Source organism: Paenarthrobacter sp. TYUT067, from assembly GCF_023656375.1.
Lineage (GTDB): Bacteria > Actinomycetota > Actinomycetes > Actinomycetales > Micrococcaceae > Arthrobacter.
Map to the genome: position 1 here is coordinate 92,666 of NZ_JAMOIT010000008.1, position 21,423 is coordinate 114,088.

A 21,423-nucleotide genomic window follows, 5' to 3' on the forward strand; every position below is an offset into this window, starting at 1 on the left:
CATGCGAACCAGCGACGGCATGCCGCACGCCACTAAGACGTAGGGTTCCAGCGTGGCTACGCGAAGAATCGTTACTCTGCATGATGACCTGGACGGCACGTACGCGGAGGAGACAGTGTCCTTTTCCGTTGACGGCACTGCCTATGAAATTGACCTCAACGGTCCCCACGCCAAGGAACTCAGGGAGGTTCTGCGGCCTTTTGTTGCCGCTGCCCGGACAATAAAGCCGACCAGACGGGCGCGGCGTCGCTTGACCAGCTAACCTCACAAATTACGGGTGCCGCACACCCTCACCGGCGAGCAAAGCGCGGTAGCCCTCTTTGTAGGTGGGGAAGGTGAAGTCGAAGCCCGTCGCCCGCAGGCGGGCATTGGAACAGCGCTTGTCGCCGGGGCCGGCGTCGGACGCGTCGCCGGGTGCCGCCGTCGTGGGTTCCGGGCACCCCATCTCTGAGGCGAGGAAGCGCATGACGTCGCCCATTTCCGCCGCGTGATCATCAACGCCTACGTAGACGGAGTCCGGAGAGGCTTCCATGGTTGTGAGGTGGACGATCATGGCCGCGGCGTCGTCCCGGTGGACGCGGTTGGTGTGCCGGGGTTGGGCGGGGATGACAGCTTTGCCGTTGCGGACCTGGTCGATCAGCCGGGTGCGTCCAGGGCCGTAAATTCCACCCAGGCGTAGGGAGATGGGCTGGGTGGCCGTGCCGCGCGTCCGGGAAAACAACAGATCCTCAGCCTCCACCAGAACTTTCCCGCTGAACCGCGTGGGCTCCGTGGGAGTGGACTCGTCCACCACAGCGCCGCCGGAATCCTTGTACACAGCCGTGGAGGAGACGAACAGGATCCGCTGTGGCTGGATGGACTGCCGTTCCAGCGCGTCCAGCACGTTCTTCACGCCGTTCAGGTACGCCGCCCGGTAGGCCTCTTCGGTGGAAGTGTCGGCGGCGATGGCCACCACCACAATGTCCACGTCCTCGGGCAGTTCCGGCACGGCAACCGAGAGGTCCGCAAAGACACCGCGGATCTCTCCGGGCAGCTTTTGGGGGGAACGGCGCAAGCCCACTACTTCATGGCCTGCAGCCGCCATACACAGGCCAACTTCAGTTCCCAGGTCGCCGCAGCCGGCAATCAACACAGTCATGCCCCTAGTTTGTCAGTCCTGCAGTGTCACCTTGTTCCCAGCTTCCATACAACCTGCGTTCAACTTGCCTCCGTAGGCTTCCAGCCAAGACCCGTTCGCATCGTGTCTACCAGTCCTATTTTCAGGGTATTTGAAGGGGGAACCATGGCTAAGCGTCGGATCAACAATGTCAACACCGCGCCTTTGCGGCGCATCGAACCGGATCATCATTGGCGTTCGCTTCGTCAGGGCGACCGCGTCAATGTCACGCTGACTCCTGGTTTCGAGTCCGCAGGTGTTGTGGACGCCGTCACCGGCGATGCCACCGCGGTGTGGGTGGAGCTCGACGACGGTCGCGGCCGGACGCTGGTGCACGTCAGCGACGGCGTGGCGATCGTTCCGCAAACGACGGCGACCCTCCCGCAGGAGAGCTAAGCGCACCTTAGCGATGGGCTACGCTACGGGAGTGACGCTGCCCTATTTCCTCCGCAAGGACGGTTCAGTGGGCCCTTTGGCCTTCGCCCACCGGGGTTTCTCCTTGGATGGCCTGGAGAATTCCATGGCCGCTTTCCACGCTGCAATGAAACTCGGAACTGTTCATCTGGAAACGGATGTCCACACGACATCCGACGGCGTACTGCTGGTGTTCCATGACTCCTCTTTGGACCGCGTGACCGATTCCGGGGGCAAGGTTTCGGAGTTGACCGCTGCTGCGGTGGCTGCGGCGCGTATTGGCGGGGTGGAGCCGGTGCCAACTTTTGATGAGCTGGTCACGTCGTTGCCCCATGCCCGGCTGAACCTGGACGTCAAGGACTGGAACTCCGTGGGTCCTTTGGCCGCTGCGATCGAGAAGCATGGCGTCCATGACCGGGTTTTGGTCACCAGCTTCTCGGACAGGCGGCGCCGCGCAGTTCTTGCCAGGCTTTCACGGCGAGTTGCCTCTTCTGCGGGCAGCTCCCTCACCGCGATCTTCGTACTTCTTGGGCCGGTGCTTCCGGTTCCTTTGGCACGCAAGCTGCTCTCCGGCGTCGACGTTTTCCAGGTTCCTGTCCGCTACGGCCGGTTGCCCGTGGTGACGCCCGGATTTATCCGCCGCGCACACCGGTTGGGCAGGCAGGTGCATGTGTGGACCGTCAACGATCCGGCGGAGATGCAGCGCTTGTTGGACCTCGGCGTGGACGGTATTGTGTCCGACCGGCTGGATCTCCTGAAGGAAGTCCTGGTGCGCCGGGGCCAATGGGTCTAAAACTCGGCGCAGGGGGTTGAGTACCATCGGCCGCCGCGCAAGGATAAGGAGCGTGACCCGATTCCGTTTAGCCATCCTGGATGATTACCAGCAGGTCTCCGGCGATTACGCCCCGTGGGATTCACTGCTCGACGACGGCGTGAAAGTGAGCGTCTTCAGCGCTCCTTTCGTATCGCAAGAGCAAGCAGTGGCCGCTTTGGCGCCATTCGACATCATTGTGGCGATGCGCGAACGCACCCGTTTCCCACAGGACGTCCTTGAGGCGCTGCCGAACCTGAAGCTGCTGGTGACCACCGGCATGGCGAATGCAGCGATCGATCTTGAGGCCGCGGCCGAACGCGGGATCGTGGTGTGCGGAACGGCGGGCTCTCCGGCTGCGGCGCCGGAACTGACATGGGCCTTGTTGATGGCGTTTGCCCGGAATCTGACGGTGGAGGAGAACTCGCTGCGGGCCGGTACCTGGCAGACCGGCGTGGGGTTCGAACTCGAAGGCAAGACGCTGGGAATTGTTGGCCTGGGCAAGATCGGCAAACGCATGGCCGGCTACGCGAAAGCATTCGGTATGGACGTCCTCGCCTGGAGCCAAAACCTTACAGCCGAGGTCGCCGCTGATGCGGGCGCCCGGAAGGTCAGCAAGGAGGAGTTGTTCCGTGAGTCCGACGTCGTGACGCTGCACCTCCGGTTGTCTGAGCGGACGGAGGGGATTGTGGGTTCGAAAGAGTTGCGTCTACTGGGCCCCGAGGGCGTGCTGGTCAACACCGCACGTGGCCCCCTGGTGGACGAAGCGGCGCTCATCCAGGCCCTTGAAGAGGGGTGGATCCGCGGCGCTGCGCTGGATGTGTTCGACGAGGAACCTCTTCCCTCCGGGCACGCGCTGCTGCATTCCTCGAGGACAGCGCTTTCGCCGCATGTCGGCTACGTGACGCACGAGAGCTACCGGCAGTTCTATGGCGGGGCTTTCGAAGATGTTAAGGGGTGGCTTGATGGGGCTCCCGTGCGGGTGATCAACGGATAGTTCTGTGGGGCTGCGGCGTAGGCTCCGCACCCTTTCGCGCGGATCGCACCAGAGGTTACGGGGGCATTTGGCGGCAACGGGTGCGACGCCCGAAGCCCCGGCCGGATCCACCCCTACGTTCAGCCTTTGAGAGCCAACGTTACGCTGCGGGCAAGCGCTTTCCGGGGCAAGCTGGCAAGATAGGACCCATGCGTATCCTCATCGCCCCGGACAAGTTCAAGGGATCACTGACCGCCGCCGAAGCCGCGTCAGCCATGGCCGAAGGTGCCCTGCGCGTTTACCCGGATGCCGTGACCACTCAGTTTCCCGTTGCCGACGGCGGCGAAGGTACCCTCGACGCCGCGATCGCTGCGGGCTACGAGGAACGGAACAACGCGGTTGTGGGCCCTATCCTCAAGCCTGTCGGAGCCTCGTGGGCCATCCGCAAGGATGCTTTCGGTGGGGCAAGCGCAGTCATTGAGACAGCCATGGCGTCCGGGCTGGCCCACATGGAGCCGACACCTGAGAATTCGCTGCGCGCCCATAGCTACGGCTGCGGCCAACTCGTAGCGGCGGCCCTCGACGCCGGCGCTACCGAGATCGTGCTCGGCTTGGGCGGCTCAGCGATGTCCGACGCCGGTAGCGGCGCCTTGCGTGCCTTGGGACTCAAACCCCTTGATGCGGCCGGCAATGTAGTGCCCCTCGGCGGAGGTTCCCTTGCCGACGTCGTTGCCTTGGATGTCTCCGAGCTGGATCCCCGGCTGTCCGCCGTGAAGTTCAGGATCGCCGTCGACGTTCAAAACCCGCTGTACGGGCCGGAAGGTGCCGCGCACGTTTTCGGCCCCCAGAAGGGTGCGGATGAGGACGCCGTTGAAAGACTCGACGCCGGTCTCCGCAATTGGGCGTCGCTCCTTCGGGAGGCCACGGGCCGCGATGTCAACGTTCCGGGAGCTGGGGCAGCGGGCGGGTTCCCGGCGTCGTTCCTGGCTTTCAGTGACTCCGCGCTGGAAGGCGGGTTTGCGCTGGTGGCCGGGCTGACCGGCCTGGCAAAGCACTTGGGCGAGGCCGATCTGGTGATCACCGGTGAAGGTTCCATGGACGAGCAGTCGCTCACCGGCAAGGCACCCATCGCGCTGGCTGACGCCGCGAGCGTGCATGGCATCCCGGTGATCGCGGTGGCTGGACGCATCACAGTCACGCCGGAAGACCTGGCAAAACACGGCATTGTTGCCGCGGCCCAGTTGCTGGACGTTGCGCAGCGCAAGGATGGCGTCCCGGACGTCGCCGACGCCGTTGCTAACGCCGCCAAATACCTCGCGTGGGCCACCAGTCAGGTGCTTGAAGGAGCGTAGTTACTGCCGGTAGCCCTCAACTTCGCTGATGGGGCGCGGTTCAGCGCTGTCCGGGTTCTCCCCGGCATCCCGCTTCGCCCTGCGCTGGCGGAGCAAATCCCAGCACTGATCGAGCTGGGCTTCCAGGTGAGCCAGGCGCGCCGTGCTGTCGCCGCCGTCGTCGTCTGACCCGGCAGCGTCGCGGAGGCGGTGCTCTTCCTCCACAAGAGACTGAATTCGTTCCAAAAGGTCCTGCTCGTCCATGTTCTCTCTCCTTGGTTAACGTGGGGCGTACGTTGAACCTAGTCCTGCTGATGGGGTGCGTCCACCACTGACCGGCGGCATACTTGGGACATGAAATTCACAACCACCATTGTGGGCGAAGGCAACAAGGCGGGCATTGAAGTTCCCGAACAGATCGTTGAGGGGCTCGGCGCAGGCAAACGGCCGCCGGTGGTGGTGACCATCAACGGTCAGAGCTACCGCAGCAGCATCGCGGTGATGGGCGGGAAGTACATGGTGGGCGTTAGCTCGGCCAACCGGGAGCTGATCGGCGCCGCGGCAGGGGACACCGTCGAGGTGGGCCTGGAGGTGGACACCCAGCCGCGCGTTGTGGAGGTGCCGGATGATCTTACAGCTGCTCTGGACGCCGAGCCGGAGGCGAAGGCCTTCTACGGAACGCTCAACTACAGCGCGCAGCGGCGTTACGTGGAACCGATTGGGGATGCCAAGACCGCGGAGACCCGCGCACGACGGATTGCCAAGATGATCGCGGATCTTAAGGCCGGGAAGAAATAGCCCTTTTGGCTCGGCAAACAAAAAGCGCGCTGAACCATGTCATGTTCCGCCTAGTGGCTTCACTACTAAGTAGTGACAGGCTGCAGGGCGCATCTGGAATGCGGAACCGCAGCCACGGCTGACGAGAAGACGAGACCCTTTTGTCGGCCGGTCACGGCGCACGAGCAGGGCCCCATCTCTTGGCTGGCCGGCCGTGTGTACGTCCGCTCGCTCAAGCGGACAGTGTGGCCGGTTCTGACTTAGACCCCCCGGGCCGGCCACACGCCCCTACGCGAGCGGCCCCCGTCCGACGATCAATCAGGTGCGTTGCAAGAGCTCCCGCTGATATGCGCTGTGCTTCCTGCCCCACTTCCGCGCCATAAATCATCCCAGGACGCCACAGACTAAACGCCAGAGTTGTTGCGTTGGGGGATGATCCATGGAGCACGAGGAATGCCGGAACCACCACTGCCTGGAAGGGCGGATCTGGAAACAAATGGGTGAGTTCCCTGATGGGCCTTGCCCGGATTGCTCGGCCGTGGACGGAGCCTCCGTTCCGGACCCATGGCGTAGGCAGCCTAGAGCGTCGCGGCTGCGGAGCTTTCTGCAGCGGTTTCTCCTTGAATAGCTCCGGATCTTCCTGCCTGAGATAACTACAGTGCGGGTCTTAACTTCGGTTCGGAGCTGCGCTATCTTAATCCAACCTGCGTCGGGCTGGCTGGGGAGCGCACGCTACGTCAAACGAAGCGAGGTATAGCAATGCGCATCAAAATTCTTTCCGCCGCACTCTGTGTCGGTGCCCTGACCGCGTTGTCCGCCACTCCGGCATTCGCCGCCGGCCAAGTGGAAAAGGGCCCTGAGAACTCCAATTCAATCTGCTCATATTCCGGCCTGAACGATGATCCCGATGCTGCCTACCCTGAGGGTGGAAGGGTGCAGTCCTACGGTCAAGCGGTCAGGCAGGGGCTTAAAGCTGAGCTGGCCGCCCGTGGAGAATCTCCCAGTCTCCTCTGCAACGGCCACAGGCTTCCCTGGCAGGAGGTGACGGGTAGCCACTGACGGTTGGCCCAGGCAAATGGCTGTTTCTTCAGGGATCATTCCCTGCGGGAGACAGCCATCTGCGCCTGGCTGCTTAGGCAACTTCCGCCGTCGTTGATGCCTTCCGGGCTATCAGCCATGTTCCTGCCGCCGCCGCAAGGAAGACGGCACCCAGGATGGCCCAGCCCAGCGTGCCATGTTCGACGACGGTGGCGGTCACCACGAGCGGTGCGAGCATGGCGCCCAGCGCCGATCCCATACCGAACATCCCTTGGTAAGCGCCGGCTTGGAGTGGATTGGCGAGCTCGAAGCTGAGTCCCCAGGCTCCCGCTTGCGAGAGGATTTCCGCGAACGCATGCAGGAGGGCAGCGCCGCACAGCAGGGCGATGGCGGCGATGACCGGTGCCCCGCCCGCCGAGGCGTAGAGCACGCAGGCCAGAGCCATGAGCACCCCACCAGTCAGCACGATCTTTCCTGCACGGCGAGGGTGGTCGGTGCCCCGGGAGAGCGGCACTTGCAGCAGGACGACACACAGGGTGTTGATGACAAGGATGACCGATATCAGGACCTCTGGGGCGCTGGTGTCCTGTGAAATCCACAAAGGAACGCCCATCTCGGCGAGCCCGAACTGCATGCCGAAAATACCGGACAGCACGGTCAGCAGTACGTAGCGACGGTCCCTGAAGGGGGAGATTCCGCGCTTCGGTGCAGGGGTGGCGGGATCGCGGCGCGGTGCATCTACGTGCTGGGGGAGGCGGCGCAAGTACAGCGCACTCAGGATGTAGACCACGCCGGCGCACAGCATCATTCCCCGAAATGCGTCGGCGGTTCCGGCCAACAGTGCGAGTCCGGCAATCATGCCTCCAACAGCAATGCCGAGGTTGGTGATGGTGCGGAGGACTGCGCGCGCATTCACGCGGTTTGGGCCGTCGAACGCCCGGGCGATGATCGCGGAACGCGTGGCATTCGCGCCCCGGTTTACTCCCACTGCGATGCAGGCAATCACGACGGCGGTGCTGAAGTTCCCGGCGAATGTATAGCTTGCGATCGCGAGACCTTCGATGGCGACCATGCCCACCAGGAGTCGACGGGCTGAAAAGTGGTCGGCGAGTCGACCGCCGATATACGACGTGGCAACGCCGACCCCGCTGGACGCAGTGAGAATCACCGCGATTTCTACGGCGCTCAATCCCACGAAGCGGCTGAAGTACAGCACTGTCAACGTGAGGAAGATACCGCGGCCCACTGTGGCTACGAGGATGGCAGAAGCAAGGATCTTGAGGGTGGGATCTGAGAGTGCGACGCGGAGGCCGTGCTGTTGAGCCGATGCGGTGTCTGCGGGGGAATTAGTCACACCTGTAGTTCTGCCACCCCCTGGCAGTGGCTGGAATTGATGTAGCGTAATGCTTCATGTTGAAGTACGAGTTGTCAGACGCAGATCTGGGCGGCGTGCGCTTTGGCATCTCGCCTCTATGTGAGCTGGGACTTTCCCTGAGGGCTATCCGCGACCCGAGCCATTATCCACTTCAGCTGCCTTGGCTGCGCAGGACAGAAGAGGCCCGCTCACGCTTGGACTTGGATGGATTGCTGGCCTTGGTGGATGACCGATTGTGGACACCGGACTTCCTGAACCCGCGGCCCGAGTCCCCACTTACGCGGATCGACGACGAATTTGCGGCATTGGAGCAGATTTCGGCCACCCAATTTCATGGGGACCTGATCCGGGTGCACGGCGCAGTTCCGTCCATCTTTTCCGGCCCTGTTGCTCCAGCTATCCGGCGAATGGTCCGGATCCTCAGGGAGTTCTGGGACACCTGCTTCGCACCCCATTGGCTGCGCATGCGCACCATTTTGGAAGCGGACATCGTCTACCGCGGCCGGCAGATCGCGCAGGGTGGGTTGTTTACTATGCTGAACGACTTGTCCTACGCTGTGGAATTCGATGGTCGCGTGATTTCCGTGCGGTTGAAGAACCCGGCGTCGAGGACCGAGAAAACCGACGGCCTGGGGTTGACCTTGGTTCCCACCATGTTCACCCGCAGGGCTTCTGCTCCCGTGAACCATGGCGATCCACCGCTGCTGATGTACCCGGCTCGGGGCCAAGGTGCCATGTGGGAGGCGGAGCGGGTCACGAATCCGGCCGCGATAGTGGCCGTGTTGGGTGAGGTTCGGACCAGTCTGCTCACGGCCCTTGCTGCCCCGGCCTCGTCCACCGAGCTGGGCCTACGCTTTGGCGTCACAACGTCCGCCGTAAATCAGCATCTTAGGGTGCTCCGGGACGCCGGACTGGTGACCTCAACCCGTTACGGCCGCAGCGTGCTCTACTTCAGGAGCGAACTTGGCGCGTCGTTGCTGTTGGGGTGACCGCTGAGGCGGCCCGACGGCGGCAGGCGGGTGGCGCCGTCGTGCATTCAGTCTTTTCGCAAGCTGTACGTGCTGACCACGTTGCCCTTGCTGGTGGCGTACTGATTCTCGAGGACGAGCCGGTGCAGGGGATCGCCGTCTTCAAAAAGTCGTCGCCCGCTGCCGGCCACCACCGGGTGCGTCATCAGGGTGAGTTCGTCCAGGATGCCTGCAAATAGCAGCTGGCGGACCAGGGAAATGCTGCCGCAGACCGCGATTTCGCCGCCGTCCCGCGACTTCAGCTCGGTGACGAACTGCTCAACATCACCCTCGATCAGGTGCGAGTTCTCCCATTCAAGGGGTTCGGTGAGGGTTCGGGATGCAACGAACTTCTCGATCGGGTTGATGAAGGCTGCAAAGTCGTCGTCTTGCTGCGCGTTCGGCCAATATCCGGCCCATTCCTGGTAGCTGACACGGCCCAACACCACGGTGTCCACGGTATTGATCATCTTGGTGAGTCCCGTACCGAGTTCGTCGTCGAAGCTGTCGAACTGGAACTTGAAGGGGTCCTGAACTACGCCGTCCACTGAGTGGAAAAGGCCAGCGGTGACTTTGCGCATGTGGATCTCCTGTTGGGACGAAGGGTGCTTTGTTTTAGGCGGCGCGGCTGGCGGTCTGGAGGCCCCAGGAGGGAAGTGCAGTCACGTTGCTGAAGTCTGCCGCGAAGCGAAGCGGAACGGCATGGAGTGCTGCGTAGCCCTGCAGCTGATCCAGTGCGTCCGGGTCAATGGTCGCTTGGGAAAGGTCCATCTCAACGCCGAGTCCTCCACCCAAACCCTTGGTGCGCTGAACCACCGGGTAGAGCCCTTGGAGGCTGGAGGTGGTCACTCGACCGGTCGCTGCGATCTGGATCTGTTCGCCGTCAACGTCGACGCGAACAACTACGGAGAGCTTGTCGCTGGCCAATGTACTGCCTTTCATCTTTGCTGCCACGCTGCAGCGTCCCCCAGCGTATTCGCAGAGTGTGACCTGCGCAACATTACGACGGCGGGGCTGCCGCCAGCGCCGCGGTCACATAGCACGTATTTCTGCGAGGAAACTGTATTCTCTACCGAGAGGCCTCTATCAGGCCATCCATAGCCTGAATATTGGGGGATAAGTGCGCTCAAGTACCGCCGCTGGCGTGCCGGAAAAATCACGTCAACTTAGCCTTTTGTCGAAGCTGACGGCTGCGCTTGTGGCAGTGCTATTGATGATGGTCGCGCTCCCCGCCCTACCGGCCAATGCCGTCACAGTGGCGAGCGAAGCTCCCCAACTCACGGCCGTTGAATTGGTCTCCGCAGCCCAACTAGCGCCTGGGCAGACTGCGAAGGTGCGATTTACGCTTAGCCAGCCTGCGCAACGCGTGGAGTTCCGGTACCGTGATGCGTCCTTGTCCGAGCCTCGTAGCCTGATCTGGACGGGAGACCCTGGGCCCGGCCCATTCACAGCTGAGGCCACGGCAGCCATTGGCGCCAGCGACTTTTACGAAGGTCTGCAGCGGTTGACCGACGTTCGTATTGTCTTCCAAAAAAGCGGTCAATCCTACCCGGCCGAAACTGCGGCCCGAAGGAACAGCTCATCCGATTTTCTGTTCAGCGACAACGCTGGGGATCCGCTGCTTCAAAATGCTGACTTCGCCGTCAGTAACCCTTCGAGAGTTTTGCGGACCCCCCAAGCCTCGGTTTTGCCGAAATTCCAAGCGAAGCAAGATGTGTGGAGCAACTGGAACTATGGGGTAAACGGCACGGTATCTCCCGGTACATGGACCGCAGGCGTCACGAAGGTGCACGTGCAGTGGGTTTCGGGGGGAGTTGCGAAGCTCTTTCGCTACGAATCCGGAACGGAGCCATTCGAAGGGTCCGTCCGATCCGCTGATGCGGGGAAGGAAGTGTCCTTGCGCGTCACAACGGTAACCCCGGGGTTCACATCGGTATCCGCGGAATCGGAGCCCTATCTGTTCGTCACGAGCGGCCCGATCGCTGTCTCAGGGAAGCCCTGGATCAACTCCGCATTGAAGGCAAGTTTTGACGTCTCGTCCATCAAGGGCATCCCGGTCGGCACGACTCCCAAGGTGGAATTTTTTTGGCTTACTAAGTCCACGTCGTATTCCGCTGGCACGGGGCTTCCCCCTGGCGTGGACTATGTTGTCAAAGACGCAGACGGCGGAGGAACTGTGCGCGTCACAGCCGTTGTTTCGCTTGGAGGCAAAGTTGTAGGCCGTTTCGTCAGTGATTCCACTGAATATGTGACTAATCCGGCCCCGTCTCGGAACTATGTCAATCGGGAAGTCAGCGACTTTCTGATGGCCCGGACTAGTGACGGCAGGCTCTGGATGTGGGGCCGCAACTTCGGAGCGTTCCCCAAGGAGATTGGAACGGGTTGGAACGTCTTTGACAAGATTTTCTCTCCCGGGGACTTCAATGAGGACGGGCACGCCGATGTGCTGGCCCGGAAGCCCTCCGGAGAACTGTGGATGTACCCCGCTGACGGTCAATACTGGTGGAAACCGGCTTCGTTGGTGGGCGTTGGTTGGCAGGGCATGACTGAACTCATTGCTCCCGGCGATTTTGACTCGGACGGCCACGATGACGTCCTGGCCAGAAACCGGGACGGCAGGCTGCTCCTCTACCCGGGTAACGGCAAAGGTGGCTGGCTGGCTCCACGGCAAGTCGGTGCTGGCTGGAACATGTTCAACAGGGTCTTCTCAACAGGCGACTTTGACGGAGACTCGCACGCAGACATCCTCGCCACGAATGCGGGTGGCCAGTTGTTCCTCTATTCCTCCAATGGCAAGGGTGGTTGGCTTGGCTCGAAGGTGATCGGCTCGGGTTGGCAGTCCTTCAAGGGCGTGTTCAGCGCCGGCGACCGGGACTACGACGGCTGGACCGACATTTACGGAATCGACGGCGCGGGGTACATGTATCTCTACCCCTTCAAGTCGGGAAGCTGGAAACCCCGGACTTTGGTTGGCGCCGACTGGGACGTCTTCACCGCATTGTTCTAAAGCAGCGGGCAACTTTGCAGGGAAACGCCACGTGCCGCCGTCGTACTTCTTGTGAAAGTACGACGGCGGCACTAGCTGTAGGGGGTCGCTGGCCGCTAGGCTGTCTGGCCTGCGTGATTTACAGCCCATTGGGGAAGGTGCCAAGGACACCCCGACCTGTTGCGTCCTCAACGTTATAGATCATCGCTGATGAGACCTTGGGATCGTTGTACCAATCGTCTAGTTCAACCCGGGGTCGACCCAGGCCACACCAGAAACGACAGAAAAACCCGCGCAACTGTGGCAGGAACTCTACGTGGCGCTGCTCGAAGGAGTCTGCGAAAGGGCCCGCAGGTAACTTTCGGCCAGGTCAGTCCAATCCTCTGCGGATGCTTTGTCGTCGGCAACAAGCTTTAGGCAATCGGTTACCGTGTCATCCGCGTACCTCGGCATCAAATGCGGCACGGAGCGGCGTTCCCAGGCCGCAGTGAGGCCCTTACGGCTTTCTGACTTTCCCATTTCAATCCAGACGTCGTTTCCGACAGTCAAGTCATTAACGCTGTTGAATTCCGGTGCTTTGGGCCAAGAACTCCACGCACTGGTAAATGCGGACGCAACAGCCGTCCTATCGTTGGGCAGTCGCAGAATTCCGTAGTAGAGGCACCCCAATGCAAGTCCCTCGACCACCCGCTTCACTTGCTGACGCTGCGCTGTGGCACCGGTGCTATTGACAAGCTCAATCAACGGACGAGTCTCTGCAGACTCCGGCAAGGTCTCCTCTGACACCCGGGAAATACGCGGCATCGCGGTGACCCGCGGCGCTGGCGGAACATCCGAGGTAGTCACGCTATCGAGAACCCAATAGCGGCTGCCGGCCATCTTGCGCTGAATAGACCGCAAGATCACGATTGTTTCGTCGTCTTGGAAACCAGTGGTCATAGACCAGTCCAGCCCCGATCCCACGACACCGCTGGCGAACACGATTTCCGTGGCCAACAGGGCACGGCGCCAATCGGGTTTGCTGAGAGCTCCTCCCGCCCTGATCACCTCACCAATTCGGGAGCCCTCACCAAGCAGATCATTGATACTAAGAAAACCCATGGCCACAGCCATCGCATCAGATGGGCGGGCGGGGCCACCCCACTCCAACAAGCCCCGCCAGAGAAGCAAGCGCTCCTCATCACTGAGATCTAAAGCAACTGTATTCACCATACTGACCCACGCTCTCCGATGCTGTTTCTTAACTACTGCATAAACCAGAAGCCCCATGAATCCTTCGGACGGAACACACTTCCTCCGTCTTATGGAAAAGATCCCGCATGACAACAGTTCCGTCCTTGGGGTATGCGGTCCTGCCTGGTGCTCCATTCCCAGCCGGACGACTCAGCCCGTTTTCGCGGACATCTTAAATCAACTTCGCCAGCCCCTCCTTGATATACGAGAGAAAGTCACCCCGGCTTGTCAGGAGCGTCCGGCCGACCGTTTATATGTTTCGGCCCGACATACTCTTCCTGCTGCAGATCAGCCGGGTCGGAAACTATCTCCGCGGCCGATTTTGGCATCCGGCGGCGCGGTGAGAAGTCGACTTTCCAGCTATCGAGTTCGAAGACGTCGTTGTCCTTATCGAGATTGATCGCAACTAGGACGGGAAAGCCATCCTCATCGTTAAACCAACCCTCCGAAAGGGTAAGTCCATACCTTCTGGATGGCTTCGTGCTCTCAAATAGAAGGCTGCCCATTCCACCGTCGTTCATGTCGCTAACCCGCAGGGCGTCTAGATCGAGCGCGCTCCACTTTGGCTCGTCCACACGATCAAGCAGGGTTTTCATGATGAGGACTTCGCCAGGAAGAAGCGATCTGAATGCCATCTCAAGATCTTACGTTCGCTATGTATCCTCTCGATGCCGTGGAGAAGCGGTGGGGCAGGGGTGAAGACGGCGAGTTCGTCAAGGCCCTTGCCGACAAAGTGATTGACCACTTCAAGGTCTACTAACCGACTGTCGATCCCGAGGCCTTGAGTGGATGGGACTTGCTCCGCTTGCGGACCTCAATGAATTCATGGGCACTCCTGCCCCTTTCGGCCCCTAGTCTCCGCTGATAGTTTGGCCATACTCCTTCAGGCCAATGTGGGGAGAGACTATGAAGCGTCACAAGACCATTGCCACGTTTGCAGCAGCGATCGCACTTGCCGCCGGAGGCCTCGCGGTTGCGGCGCCGGCGCAGGCTGCGGGCTACACCTACCTGTACCCGACCGACTTCAGCTCACAGTCCTCGTGCAACACGAAGCGCTTCACCATGAACTCCTCCTGGACCCGCGCAAGCCAGTGCTTCACCATGACCGACACCGGGAAAGTCGTGTGGAAGTTCTCCGTCACCGTGCGTGGCTAGTCTCGCTACCAAGCCTTCAAGTCACGAAACGCCGAGTGCCGCCGTCGTACTTCTTGTAAAAGTACGACGGCGGCACTTGCCGTAGGTGGGTCAGTGACCGCTAAGCGGTCTGGCCTGCGTGCTGGCCCTCGGAGATTTCCTCCACGAGCTTGCTGTTGAAGGCCGGCAGGTCGTCCGGGTTGCGGCTGGTGACTAGGCCTTGGTCGCACACCACTTCCTCATCAGTCCAGTTGGCGCCTGCATTCTTCAGGTCCGACTGGAGCGTGTGGAACGAGGTGACGTTGCGGCCCTTGATGACGCCGGCGTCGATGAAAATCCACGGGCCGTGGCAGATCGATGCAACCGGCTTGTGCTGTTCGAAGAACGCGCGCGTGAAGTTTTGGGCGTCCTTGTCCACTCGGAGGTTATCCGCGTTGACGACGCCGCCCGGGAGAACCAGCGCGTCGAAATCGGAGGCGTTTGCGTCGGCCACGGCAAGATCGACGTCGAAGGTGTCACCCTTCTCCACGCCATTGAAGCCTTGGAGCTTTCCCTTGGATGGGGCCACGAGCGTTGGCTCGCCGCCCGCGTCCTTGACGGCCTGCCATGGGCTGGTGAGTTCCACCTGCTCCACGCCGTCCGTCAACAGGAATGCGACCTTCTTGCCTGCGATGTTGTGTTCTGACATTGTTCCTCCTCGTTGCGCAGCGGGGTGCTTTTTGGGCGTGGACCGCCGCTGTGAGAGTTGTTTGTCTGACCTGTTCCAGCCTAAGTAATGAAACTTTAGTAAGCAAGCTGACTATCCACAATACTCTCGAAGAGTTGCTTAAGTATCGAATATCGATAGAATCAGGTTGCTGGTCGATAAAGGAGACTCATGGGAAAGCTGACAATCCTCGCGTTGCGGGTAGTCATCGCGTTAGTGCTGGCGGGTTCATTGTTCGTGCAAGTACGGATGGTCCCGCTGCTCTCAACGGACCTTGTTGAGGCCGGCGCACCGGATGGTCCCCGCATTGCGCTGCTCGCCATCGTGGTCCTGGGTATTCTGTGCGTCCAGGTGGTGGCGGTCTGCGTGTGGCGTTTGCTGACCATGGTGCGCCGCGGGACGGTGTTCTCCCACAGGGCCTTCCGATTTGTGGACGTCATTTTTGGAGCCATCGCAATCGCGTCGGTACTGATGTTTGGCATCGCAGTGATCCTGGCGCCAGGTGAGATTGCCCCTGGCGTCGTGCTGCTGATCTGTGGGGCGGCGTTGTTGATCGGGGGAGTGGCCCTGGTTGTGCTGGTGATGCGAACCCTCCTCGCCCAAGCCGTAGCCCGGGACGCAGAAGCGGAGCATCTCCGGTCCGAGCTGGACGAGGTGATCTGATGCCGATCATCGTGGACATTGACGTCATGCTCGCCAAGCGCAAAATGCCCGTAGGAGTGCTCGCCGAGAAGGTAGGCATCACCCCGGCCAACTTGGCCGTGCTAAAGAACGGCCGTGCGAAGGCGGTGCGTTTTACTACGCTCGAAGCGCTGTGTGAGGTGCTGGAGTGCCAGCCAGGGGACCTGCTGCGGTGGGAGTCTGAAGATCGCTGGGATACCGGAGACCCATCTGTCGACGAGCCTCATCCAACAGTTCCATGGTCCCAACAGACTCCTCAGGAGTCATGAACGGGCTCTTGGTCAGCCCGGCCTGCAGGCAACGCGTCACCTCGCGCAGCTCGTAACTGAACCCGTGCCCCAGCACCTCAAATTCCTCCGTCCGCAGTGTGCCACTACGAGGCTGGATAACGAGCTCGGCCGGCTTGAAAAGGGGAGCCGAGGATCGCAGCCAACCTTCCGTTCCTCCCACCGTCACCACGCCGGGGCACTCAGCGCCGATCGAGGTGATGAACTGAGCGTGTGCCCCGCCCTGGTAATCCAATGTGACGGAGCTCTGCAGGTCCACTCCCTCAGGAGTCAAAACTCCGTTGGCCAGCAAACTGCGAGGCTCGCCGAAAACTCCCAGGGCCCACGTCAACGGATAGACGGCAAGGTCCAGCAACGCTCCGCCCCCGGCAGCCGGATCCCAGATCCGTGAAGCGGGATCGTAGGCAGGTACAAAGCCAAGATCGGCCTGAAGCCAGCGCGGCTCCCCAATTTCTTCCGAACGCAGGATTTCCATGGCGCGGCAGAAGCTCGGCAGGAACCGGGTCCACACTGCCTCCATGAGGAAAAGCCCCTTGTCCCGGGCGAGGTCAGCCAGCTCACGTGCCTGCACGGCATCCATGGCGAGGGGCTTTTCGCACAGTACGTGCTTGCCCGCATTGAGCGCGGCCAATGCGACAACGTGATGCTGCGCGTGCGGCGTGGCGACATACACGACGTCGACAGCGGGATCCGCCAGCAGCCGCTCGTAACCGGGCGTCTCCCCGACGTCGGAATACGCAGAGACGAAGCCAAACTTCTCAGCAAAGCTCCGCGCCGACGCCTCCGTGCGCGAACTGACAGCCTGAAGGACAGAGTCCTCCAGGAGCGCGAGGTCTTCCACCACCCGTTGTGCAATAGAGCCTGTGGCCACTACTCCCCATCGGATGGGATGGCCTGTCGCCCTGGAGGGCGCTACGGTGCTGACGGGAGCAGGAATCATGGAAAAGCCTTTCAAGGCATAGAGCTATACGGAATCGCGGATCACGATCGAGGTAGGCATTCTGTTCACGCGTTCTGCCGGTTTGCCCTCGATCAGGTTCACCAGGGTTTCGGCCATTTTCTTGCCGAGTTCAACAATCGGGTGATGCACGGTGGTGAGAGCTGGGGTTACGGAGGTAGCGAAGGAATCGTCGTCAAAACCCACTACGGCGATGTCCTCCGGGATGCGCAAACCCCGCCCTTGAATGGCGGTGTAGGCGCCGGCAGCCATCTGGTCGTTCGCTGCAAAAACGGCGTCAACAGGCACGCCGCGGTCCAAAAATCGATGCATGGCTTTGGCGCCCGAGGCCAAAGTGAAGTCGCCCTCCTCCACCAAGCCTTCCCCCAGGCCTGCCTCCCGTACGGCCGTCCTCCACCCAGCAAGGCGGTCCAGCCCGGGAGGCATGTCTTGGGGACCGGCAATGGTTGCAACGTTTTTTCGGCCGCTCTCGGTCAGTAGACGCGTGACCTCATAAGCCGCTTGCTCGTTGGCCACGTCAACGTAGTAGCTCTCCTTGCCACCTACCAAGGGCCGCCCCGCAAACACCATGGGCAAGGACCCCGAGAGGTGCGTCCAGGAGTTATCGCCACTGTGGTGCGACACCACCAGGACCCCGTCCACGTTGCCCCCAAGCAGGAAGCTGCGGGTCTTCTCCGGTTTCGACTCCGAGGAGATCACCATGTTCAGCGTGTACTCGGTATCGGTGAGATACAAGGCGATGCCCTGCACTACCGAGGCGAAGAATGGGTCTGCGAAGACCTTGGACGTCGACTCCGGAACGATCAGTGTGACCGCATTAGCCCGGCGCTTGGCGAGCGAACGAGCAGCACGGTTTGGCGTGTAGTCCAATGCGAGGATGGCTTTCCTTACCGACTGCGCCAACTCCGGGTCCACACTGGGGCTGTCGTTGACCACCCGGGACACGGTGGCCCGCGAGACCCCGGCCAAGGCAGCCACCATTTCAAGGGTGGGTACCGGCCGGGGGCCGCTGGTGTCCTGCGTCATGGTCATCTCCGGAACGTAAGAAAAAGTATGCCTTTGAAGGCTACTTTAGGCGTTCACAGTGGCGTCGGCCGATGCCTTGGCCGAGGCGATGACCCTCGAATATGCCAGTCCGCTGTCCTTGACCGTGCGCTCAAAGGTGTCGTAGTCCACGCGAACCACCCCGAAGCGCTTGCCATAGCCCCAGGACCACTCAAAGTTGTCCAGGAGGGACCACACAAAGTAGCCGCGCACATCGGCGCCCTGGTCCAGCGCCTCGCCCACGGCCGTGATGTGATCCAGCACGAACTGGGTCCGCTCGGCGTCATGGACCGCCCCGTCAGGACTGACCACATCGTGGTAAGCGGCACCGTTTTCGGTGATGTACAGCGGTGGCAGCGTGGGGTATTCCTCGCCAAGGCGCACCAGGAGCTTCCGCAGCCCGTCCGGATTGACCTCCCAGTTCATGGCCGTGCGCGGCAGGCCGCGGCTGGGGAATGCGATGTCCTCCGAACCAATCCAGCACGACGACGTCGGGCGGGTTGCGCCGCCCGAGTGGCCGTCGCCGTGTTCATCAGTGGGGTGACCACTGATGAGGTCATCGTGGTAGTGGTTGACGCCCAGGAAGTCGATGGGAGCACCGATGATCTCCAGGTCGCCAGGTTTGATGACGTCCCGGATGCCGAACTGCTCAAGGTCGTTGAGCGTGTCCTCCGGGTAAACACCACGGAGAATCGGATCGAGGAAGATCCGGTTCTGCAGCGAATCAAACCGGCGGGCGGCGTCAAGGTCCACAGGATCGGAAGGATCCCGTGGGATGGAGTTGCTCAGGTTGAGCGTGATCCCCAGCTGTTGGGCGCCGCGGCTCCGGAGCTCATTGACCACCAGGCCGTGGGCGAGGTGCTGGTGATGGATTGCCGCCACTGCAGCATCCGGCTCCTGACGGCCCGGAGCATGCACGCCGGCCGCATAGCCAAGGAGTGAGGAGCAGAAGGGTTCGTTGAAGGTGGTCCAGTGCTGAACCCTGTCTCCCAGTGCCGAATAGACGTCGTTGGCGTAGTCCACGAAGCGGTAGGCGGTGTCGCGGTTGGCCCAGCCGCCCTTCTCCTCCAGCGCCTGCGGCAGGTCCCAGTGGTAAAGGGTCAACCAAGGGAGGATGCCGGCGTCGAGCAATTCATCCACCAAACGTGAGTAGAAGTCCAGGCCTTCGGCGTTCGCGGCCCGGCCACCGGGACGGACGCGTGACCAGCTGGTGGAGAACCGGTAGGAATCCAGGCCCAGCTCCTTCATGATCCTGACGTCCTGCGGCATGCGGTGGTAGTGCCGCACCGCGTCCTTCAACGTTTCACCGTTGGCAATGGCGCCCGGAACGCGGGCGAAAGCGTCCCACACGGAATCTTCCTTGCCGCCCTCGTGGCTGGCACCTTCCACCTGGGCTGCGGCGGTGGCCGAGCCCCAAAGGAAGCCCTTGGGCCACACCCTGTTAAAGGGAGTGATCGCTGGGTGGGTTGTTGCTTCGAATGGCATTAGCCCTTCACTGCTCCTTGCATAATTCCGGATATGAGTTGTCGTCCCGCCACGACGAAGAGGGCCAGCAGCGGAAGTGTTGCCATGACGGCGCCGGCCAGGACTATGGAGTAATCCACATACCGGGCCGACTGCAGTTGGCTGAGCGCCGTCTGCAAGGTGGGATTGCCGGCGTCGAGCACCAGCAAAGGCCACAGGAAATCAGTCCACGCCGTCATGAACGTGAACAGGCCCAGGATGGCCATGGCCGGGCGCGCGGCCGGGAGTGCCACATGCCAGAACGTTGAGATCATGGACGCTCCATCCATGCGCGCCGACTCGATCAGCTCGTCCGGGATCACGTCCACCAGATACTGCCGCATGAAGAAGACACCGAACGCCGTGACCAGCGTAGGGATCACGACGGCGCCGATCTCACCGGTCCAGCCCAGCGTGCGCATCAGCATGAACAAGGGGATGATGCCGAGCTGCGTGGGGATGGCCATAGTGGCGATCACCGCTACCATCAGCCAGTTGCGGCCGCGGAAGCGCAGCTTGGCAAACGCATATCCGGCCAAGGTGGAGAATCCCACCACGGAAATGGTGATGATGCCTGAGATCAGCACGCTGTTGCCCAGCGCAAGCCAGAACGGGACGGTGTCGAACACCTCCCCGACGTTGGTCCAGAAATTTCCGCCCGGGAACAACGGCGGCCACGTCTCGCCGAGGGCCTCGTTGGAGCGGCTGCCGATGATCACGGACCACCAGAGCGGGTAGGCCGATGCCAGGAAAAAGGCGAGCAACAACCCGTAGGTGAGGAACCCGGGCCGGCGGCCGTTGCCAAAGAGTGCTTTCCTGGCGGTCAGGGACCGGGAGGTTCGCTGCGGAGCCGGCGCTTGTGGTCGGTTTTGCGTGAGGGTCATTGCCCGCTCCTCGGGGTTGATTCTGGTGCCGTTACCGGTTCTGCCGCTACCGCCTGGGCGGCGAGGCCGGCGTCGTGCGCTTTTGCTTTCGCCGCGGAAGAGCGCTTACGACGGCGGCGACTGGCTGCTCCGCGATCGTCGCCGTTGGTGGCGATGCGGCGTGAGATTAGCCAGTTCACGATGCCGAAGAGCAGGATGATCAGGAACAGGAGCCAGGCGATGGTGGAGGCTTTGCCGAAGTTCTGCCGCTGGAAGGCCATCTCCCACAGGTACAGCACGGTGGTCTGGAACTGTCGTGCCGTTCCGCCCGCCGCCACCGGATCGAACAGCCGGGGCTCCGTGAAGATCTGCAACCCGCCAATGGTCGCAGTGACAATGACGAACACCATGGTGGGCCGGATGCTCGGCAGCGTGATGCTGAAAAAGCGCCGGACCGAACCGGCGCCATCGATCGCTGCGGACTCATAGATATCCCGCGGCACCGACTGCATGGCAGCCAGGAGAATCAGGGCGTTATAGCCGGTCCAGCGCCAGTTCACCATGGTGGCAATGGCGATGTGGCTGGGAAGGGTGTCGTTCTTCCACATAACGGGGTCAATGCCGAAGCTGGCCAGGATGTTGTTGATCAGCCCGTACTGCTCGCCAAACATGTTGGTGAAGATCATGGCAACAGCCACGGGAGTCACGACGTAGGGGAGCAGGATGCTCATGCGCCAGAACGTCTTGGCGCGGAGGTTCTGGTCCAGCACCGCGGCAATGATGGTTGCCATGATCAGCTGGGGAATGGTGGAGATCAGGAAGATGCTGACGGTGTTGAACAGGGAGTTCCAAAAGAACCTGTCTTGAAGAACCTCTGCGAAGTTCTGGAATCCCACAAACTCTCCCTGGCCTTTGAGCAGGTGCCAGTCGAAGAGGGAAACGAAGAACGTGTAGCCCAGGGGAAAGAGCCCCACCAGGGCGAACAGGATGAAAAACGGTGCGATATAGAAGTACGGGGATGCCTTCATGTCGAAGACATTCAGGCGTTGGCGGAACGTCGGTTTCGGTTTGGTGGCGGCCGCTCTGCCGGCTGCCGGGCGATTCAGGGTGGTGGTCATGGTCGGGTCTCAGACTCTGTGAGGG

General features: G+C 61.6%; 25 protein-coding genes and 1 pseudogene. 13 read left to right on the forward strand and 13 right to left on the reverse strand.

Going from position 1 to position 21,423, the window contains the following annotated elements:
* Positions 1-52 precede the first annotated feature (52 nt).
* Entirely contained in the window at positions 53-262 is a 210-nt protein-coding gene (locus MOD31_RS09185; RefSeq protein WP_142937248.1) for an Lsr2 family protein, read from the forward strand.
* Positions 263-271: 9 nt separating this feature from the next.
* On the opposite strand, the gene MOD31_RS09190 is transcribed toward MOD31_RS09185, so the two are convergent.
* Positions 272-1,138, reverse strand: coding sequence for an SDR family oxidoreductase (locus MOD31_RS09190; protein WP_250820400.1), 867 nt, complete (start codon positions 1,136-1,138; stop codon positions 272-274).
* Positions 1,139-1,282: 144 nt separating this feature from the next.
* Between MOD31_RS09190 and MOD31_RS09195 the strand changes: the two genes are divergently transcribed.
* From MOD31_RS09195 to MOD31_RS09210, 4 genes are all read left to right on the forward strand, one after another.
* Positions 1,283-1,552 (forward strand): hypothetical protein, encoded by a 270-nt coding sequence (locus MOD31_RS09195; RefSeq protein WP_166842652.1) that lies wholly within the window; start codon positions 1,283-1,285, stop codon positions 1,550-1,552.
* 13 nt (positions 1,553-1,565) lie between these two features.
* A complete protein-coding gene (locus MOD31_RS09200) occupies positions 1,566-2,363 on the forward strand; it encodes a glycerophosphodiester phosphodiesterase (RefSeq protein ID WP_250820401.1) in 798 nt (265 codons plus the stop codon).
* 52 nt (positions 2,364-2,415) lie between these two features.
* Positions 2,416-3,378: a D-2-hydroxyacid dehydrogenase family protein gene (locus MOD31_RS09205; RefSeq protein ID WP_166842654.1), complete on the forward strand. Its 963-nt coding sequence runs from the start codon at positions 2,416-2,418 to the stop codon at positions 3,376-3,378.
* 188 nt (positions 3,379-3,566) lie between these two features.
* The gene (locus MOD31_RS09210) at positions 3,567-4,709 is read left to right on the forward strand and encodes a glycerate kinase (protein ID WP_250820402.1); all 1,143 of its coding nucleotides are present in this window, start codon (positions 3,567-3,569) and stop codon (positions 4,707-4,709) included.
* Here the strand turns inward: MOD31_RS09210 and MOD31_RS09215 are convergent, their stop codons facing one another.
* Entirely contained in the window at positions 4,710-4,952 is a 243-nt protein-coding gene (locus MOD31_RS09215; RefSeq protein ID WP_105691148.1) for a DUF2630 family protein, read from the reverse strand. It lies immediately after the preceding gene.
* Positions 4,953-5,042: 90 nt separating this feature from the next.
* On the opposite strand from MOD31_RS09215, the gene MOD31_RS09220 reads away from it, so the two are divergent.
* Together MOD31_RS09220 and MOD31_RS09225 are read left to right on the forward strand one after the other, a co-directional pair.
* A complete protein-coding gene (locus MOD31_RS09220) occupies positions 5,043-5,486 on the forward strand; it encodes a YdeI/OmpD-associated family protein (RefSeq protein WP_142937243.1) in 444 nt (147 codons plus the stop codon).
* A 738-nt stretch (positions 5,487-6,224) separates the two neighbouring features.
* Positions 6,225-6,524, forward strand: coding sequence for a hypothetical protein (locus tag MOD31_RS09225; protein ID WP_142937242.1), 300 nt, complete (start codon positions 6,225-6,227; stop codon positions 6,522-6,524).
* A gap of 73 nt (positions 6,525-6,597) precedes the next feature.
* On the opposite strand, the gene MOD31_RS09230 is transcribed toward MOD31_RS09225, so the two are convergent.
* Positions 6,598-7,857 (reverse strand): MFS transporter, encoded by a 1,260-nt coding sequence (locus tag MOD31_RS09230; RefSeq protein WP_250820403.1) that lies wholly within the window; start codon positions 7,855-7,857, stop codon positions 6,598-6,600.
* Positions 7,858-7,913: 56 nt separating this feature from the next.
* Here MOD31_RS09230 and MOD31_RS09235 point away from each other — a divergent pair, with 56 nt between their 5' ends.
* On the forward strand, positions 7,914-8,867 hold the full coding sequence (locus tag MOD31_RS09235; RefSeq protein ID WP_223941372.1) for a DUF5937 family protein: 954 nt from the start codon (positions 7,914-7,916) through the stop codon (positions 8,865-8,867).
* A gap of 47 nt (positions 8,868-8,914) precedes the next feature.
* On the opposite strand, the gene MOD31_RS09240 is transcribed toward MOD31_RS09235, so the two are convergent.
* Positions 8,915-9,466 carry a dihydrofolate reductase family protein gene (locus MOD31_RS09240; protein WP_250820404.1) on the reverse strand — a complete coding sequence of 184 codons (552 nt, stop codon included), beginning with the start codon at positions 9,464-9,466 and terminating at the stop codon, positions 8,915-8,917.
* 34 nt (positions 9,467-9,500) lie between these two features.
* Positions 9,501-9,827: a hypothetical protein gene (locus MOD31_RS09245; protein WP_142937238.1), complete on the reverse strand. Its 327-nt coding sequence runs from the start codon at positions 9,825-9,827 to the stop codon at positions 9,501-9,503.
* 955 nt (positions 9,828-10,782) lie between these two features.
* On the opposite strand from MOD31_RS09245, the gene MOD31_RS09250 reads away from it, so the two are divergent.
* On the forward strand, positions 10,783-11,892 hold the full coding sequence (locus tag MOD31_RS09250) for a VCBS repeat-containing protein (protein ID WP_243753371.1): 1,110 nt from the start codon (positions 10,783-10,785) through the stop codon (positions 11,890-11,892).
* A gap of 291 nt (positions 11,893-12,183) precedes the next feature.
* On the opposite strand, the gene MOD31_RS09255 is transcribed toward MOD31_RS09250, so the two are convergent.
* Both MOD31_RS09255 and MOD31_RS09260 read right to left on the reverse strand, forming a co-directional pair.
* Positions 12,184-13,140: a hypothetical protein gene (locus MOD31_RS09255; RefSeq protein ID WP_250820405.1), complete on the reverse strand. Its 957-nt coding sequence runs from the start codon at positions 13,138-13,140 to the stop codon at positions 12,184-12,186.
* Positions 13,141-13,319: 179 nt separating this feature from the next.
* Complete coding sequence (locus MOD31_RS09260; protein WP_208097087.1) at positions 13,320-13,739, reverse strand: hypothetical protein; 420 nt, start codon at positions 13,737-13,739, stop codon at positions 13,320-13,322.
* Between MOD31_RS09260 and MOD31_RS21925 the strand changes: the two genes are divergently transcribed.
* Entirely contained in the window at positions 13,733-13,864 is a 132-nt protein-coding gene (locus MOD31_RS21925) for a hypothetical protein (protein ID WP_279539024.1), read from the forward strand. The genes MOD31_RS09260 and MOD31_RS21925 overlap by 7 nt on opposite strands.
* 146 nt (positions 13,865-14,010) lie before the next feature.
* Positions 14,011-14,259 carry a hypothetical protein gene (locus tag MOD31_RS09265; RefSeq protein ID WP_250820406.1) on the forward strand — a complete coding sequence of 83 codons (249 nt, stop codon included), beginning with the start codon at positions 14,011-14,013 and terminating at the stop codon, positions 14,257-14,259.
* A gap of 100 nt (positions 14,260-14,359) precedes the next feature.
* Here MOD31_RS09265 and MOD31_RS09270 read toward each other — a convergent pair whose 3' ends face one another.
* Positions 14,360-14,926 (reverse strand): type 1 glutamine amidotransferase domain-containing protein, encoded by a 567-nt coding sequence (locus tag MOD31_RS09270; protein ID WP_024818924.1) that lies wholly within the window; start codon positions 14,924-14,926, stop codon positions 14,360-14,362.
* Positions 14,927-15,115: 189 nt separating this feature from the next.
* Between MOD31_RS09270 and MOD31_RS09275 the strand changes: the two genes are divergently transcribed.
* Entirely contained in the window at positions 15,116-15,607 is a 492-nt protein-coding gene (locus MOD31_RS09275) for a DUF2975 domain-containing protein (protein ID WP_142937235.1), read from the forward strand.
* Positions 15,607-15,894, forward strand: a complete 288-nt coding sequence (locus MOD31_RS09280; protein ID WP_308196359.1) for a helix-turn-helix transcriptional regulator — start codon at positions 15,607-15,609, stop codon at positions 15,892-15,894. Before MOD31_RS09275 ends, MOD31_RS09280 begins: the two co-directional genes overlap by 1 nt.
* A 166-nt stretch (positions 15,895-16,060) precedes the next feature.
* Here MOD31_RS09280 and MOD31_RS22155 read toward each other — a convergent pair.
* The 5 genes and pseudogenes from MOD31_RS22155 to MOD31_RS09305 form a co-directional block, all read right to left on the reverse strand.
* Positions 16,061-16,852 (reverse strand): annotated as a pseudogene (locus MOD31_RS22155) (Gfo/Idh/MocA family protein); the annotation flags it as partial.
* 24 nt (positions 16,853-16,876) lie between these two features.
* Positions 16,877-17,896, reverse strand: a complete 1,020-nt coding sequence (locus MOD31_RS09290) for a LacI family DNA-binding transcriptional regulator (protein WP_250820443.1) — start codon at positions 17,894-17,896, stop codon at positions 16,877-16,879.
* 45 nt (positions 17,897-17,941) lie between these two features.
* The gene (locus tag MOD31_RS09295; RefSeq protein ID WP_250820408.1) at positions 17,942-19,399 is read right to left on the reverse strand and encodes a GH1 family beta-glucosidase; all 1,458 of its coding nucleotides are present in this window, start codon (positions 19,397-19,399) and stop codon (positions 17,942-17,944) included.
* Positions 19,399-20,301, reverse strand: coding sequence for a carbohydrate ABC transporter permease (locus MOD31_RS09300; protein WP_142937232.1), 903 nt, complete (start codon positions 20,299-20,301; stop codon positions 19,399-19,401). Before MOD31_RS09300 ends, MOD31_RS09295 begins: the two co-directional genes overlap by 1 nt.
* Positions 20,298-21,398, reverse strand: coding sequence for a carbohydrate ABC transporter permease (locus tag MOD31_RS09305; protein ID WP_166842664.1), 1,101 nt, complete (start codon positions 21,396-21,398; stop codon positions 20,298-20,300). The genes MOD31_RS09300 and MOD31_RS09305 overlap by 4 nt, the downstream gene beginning before the upstream one ends.
* Positions 21,399-21,423 lie beyond the last annotated feature (25 nt).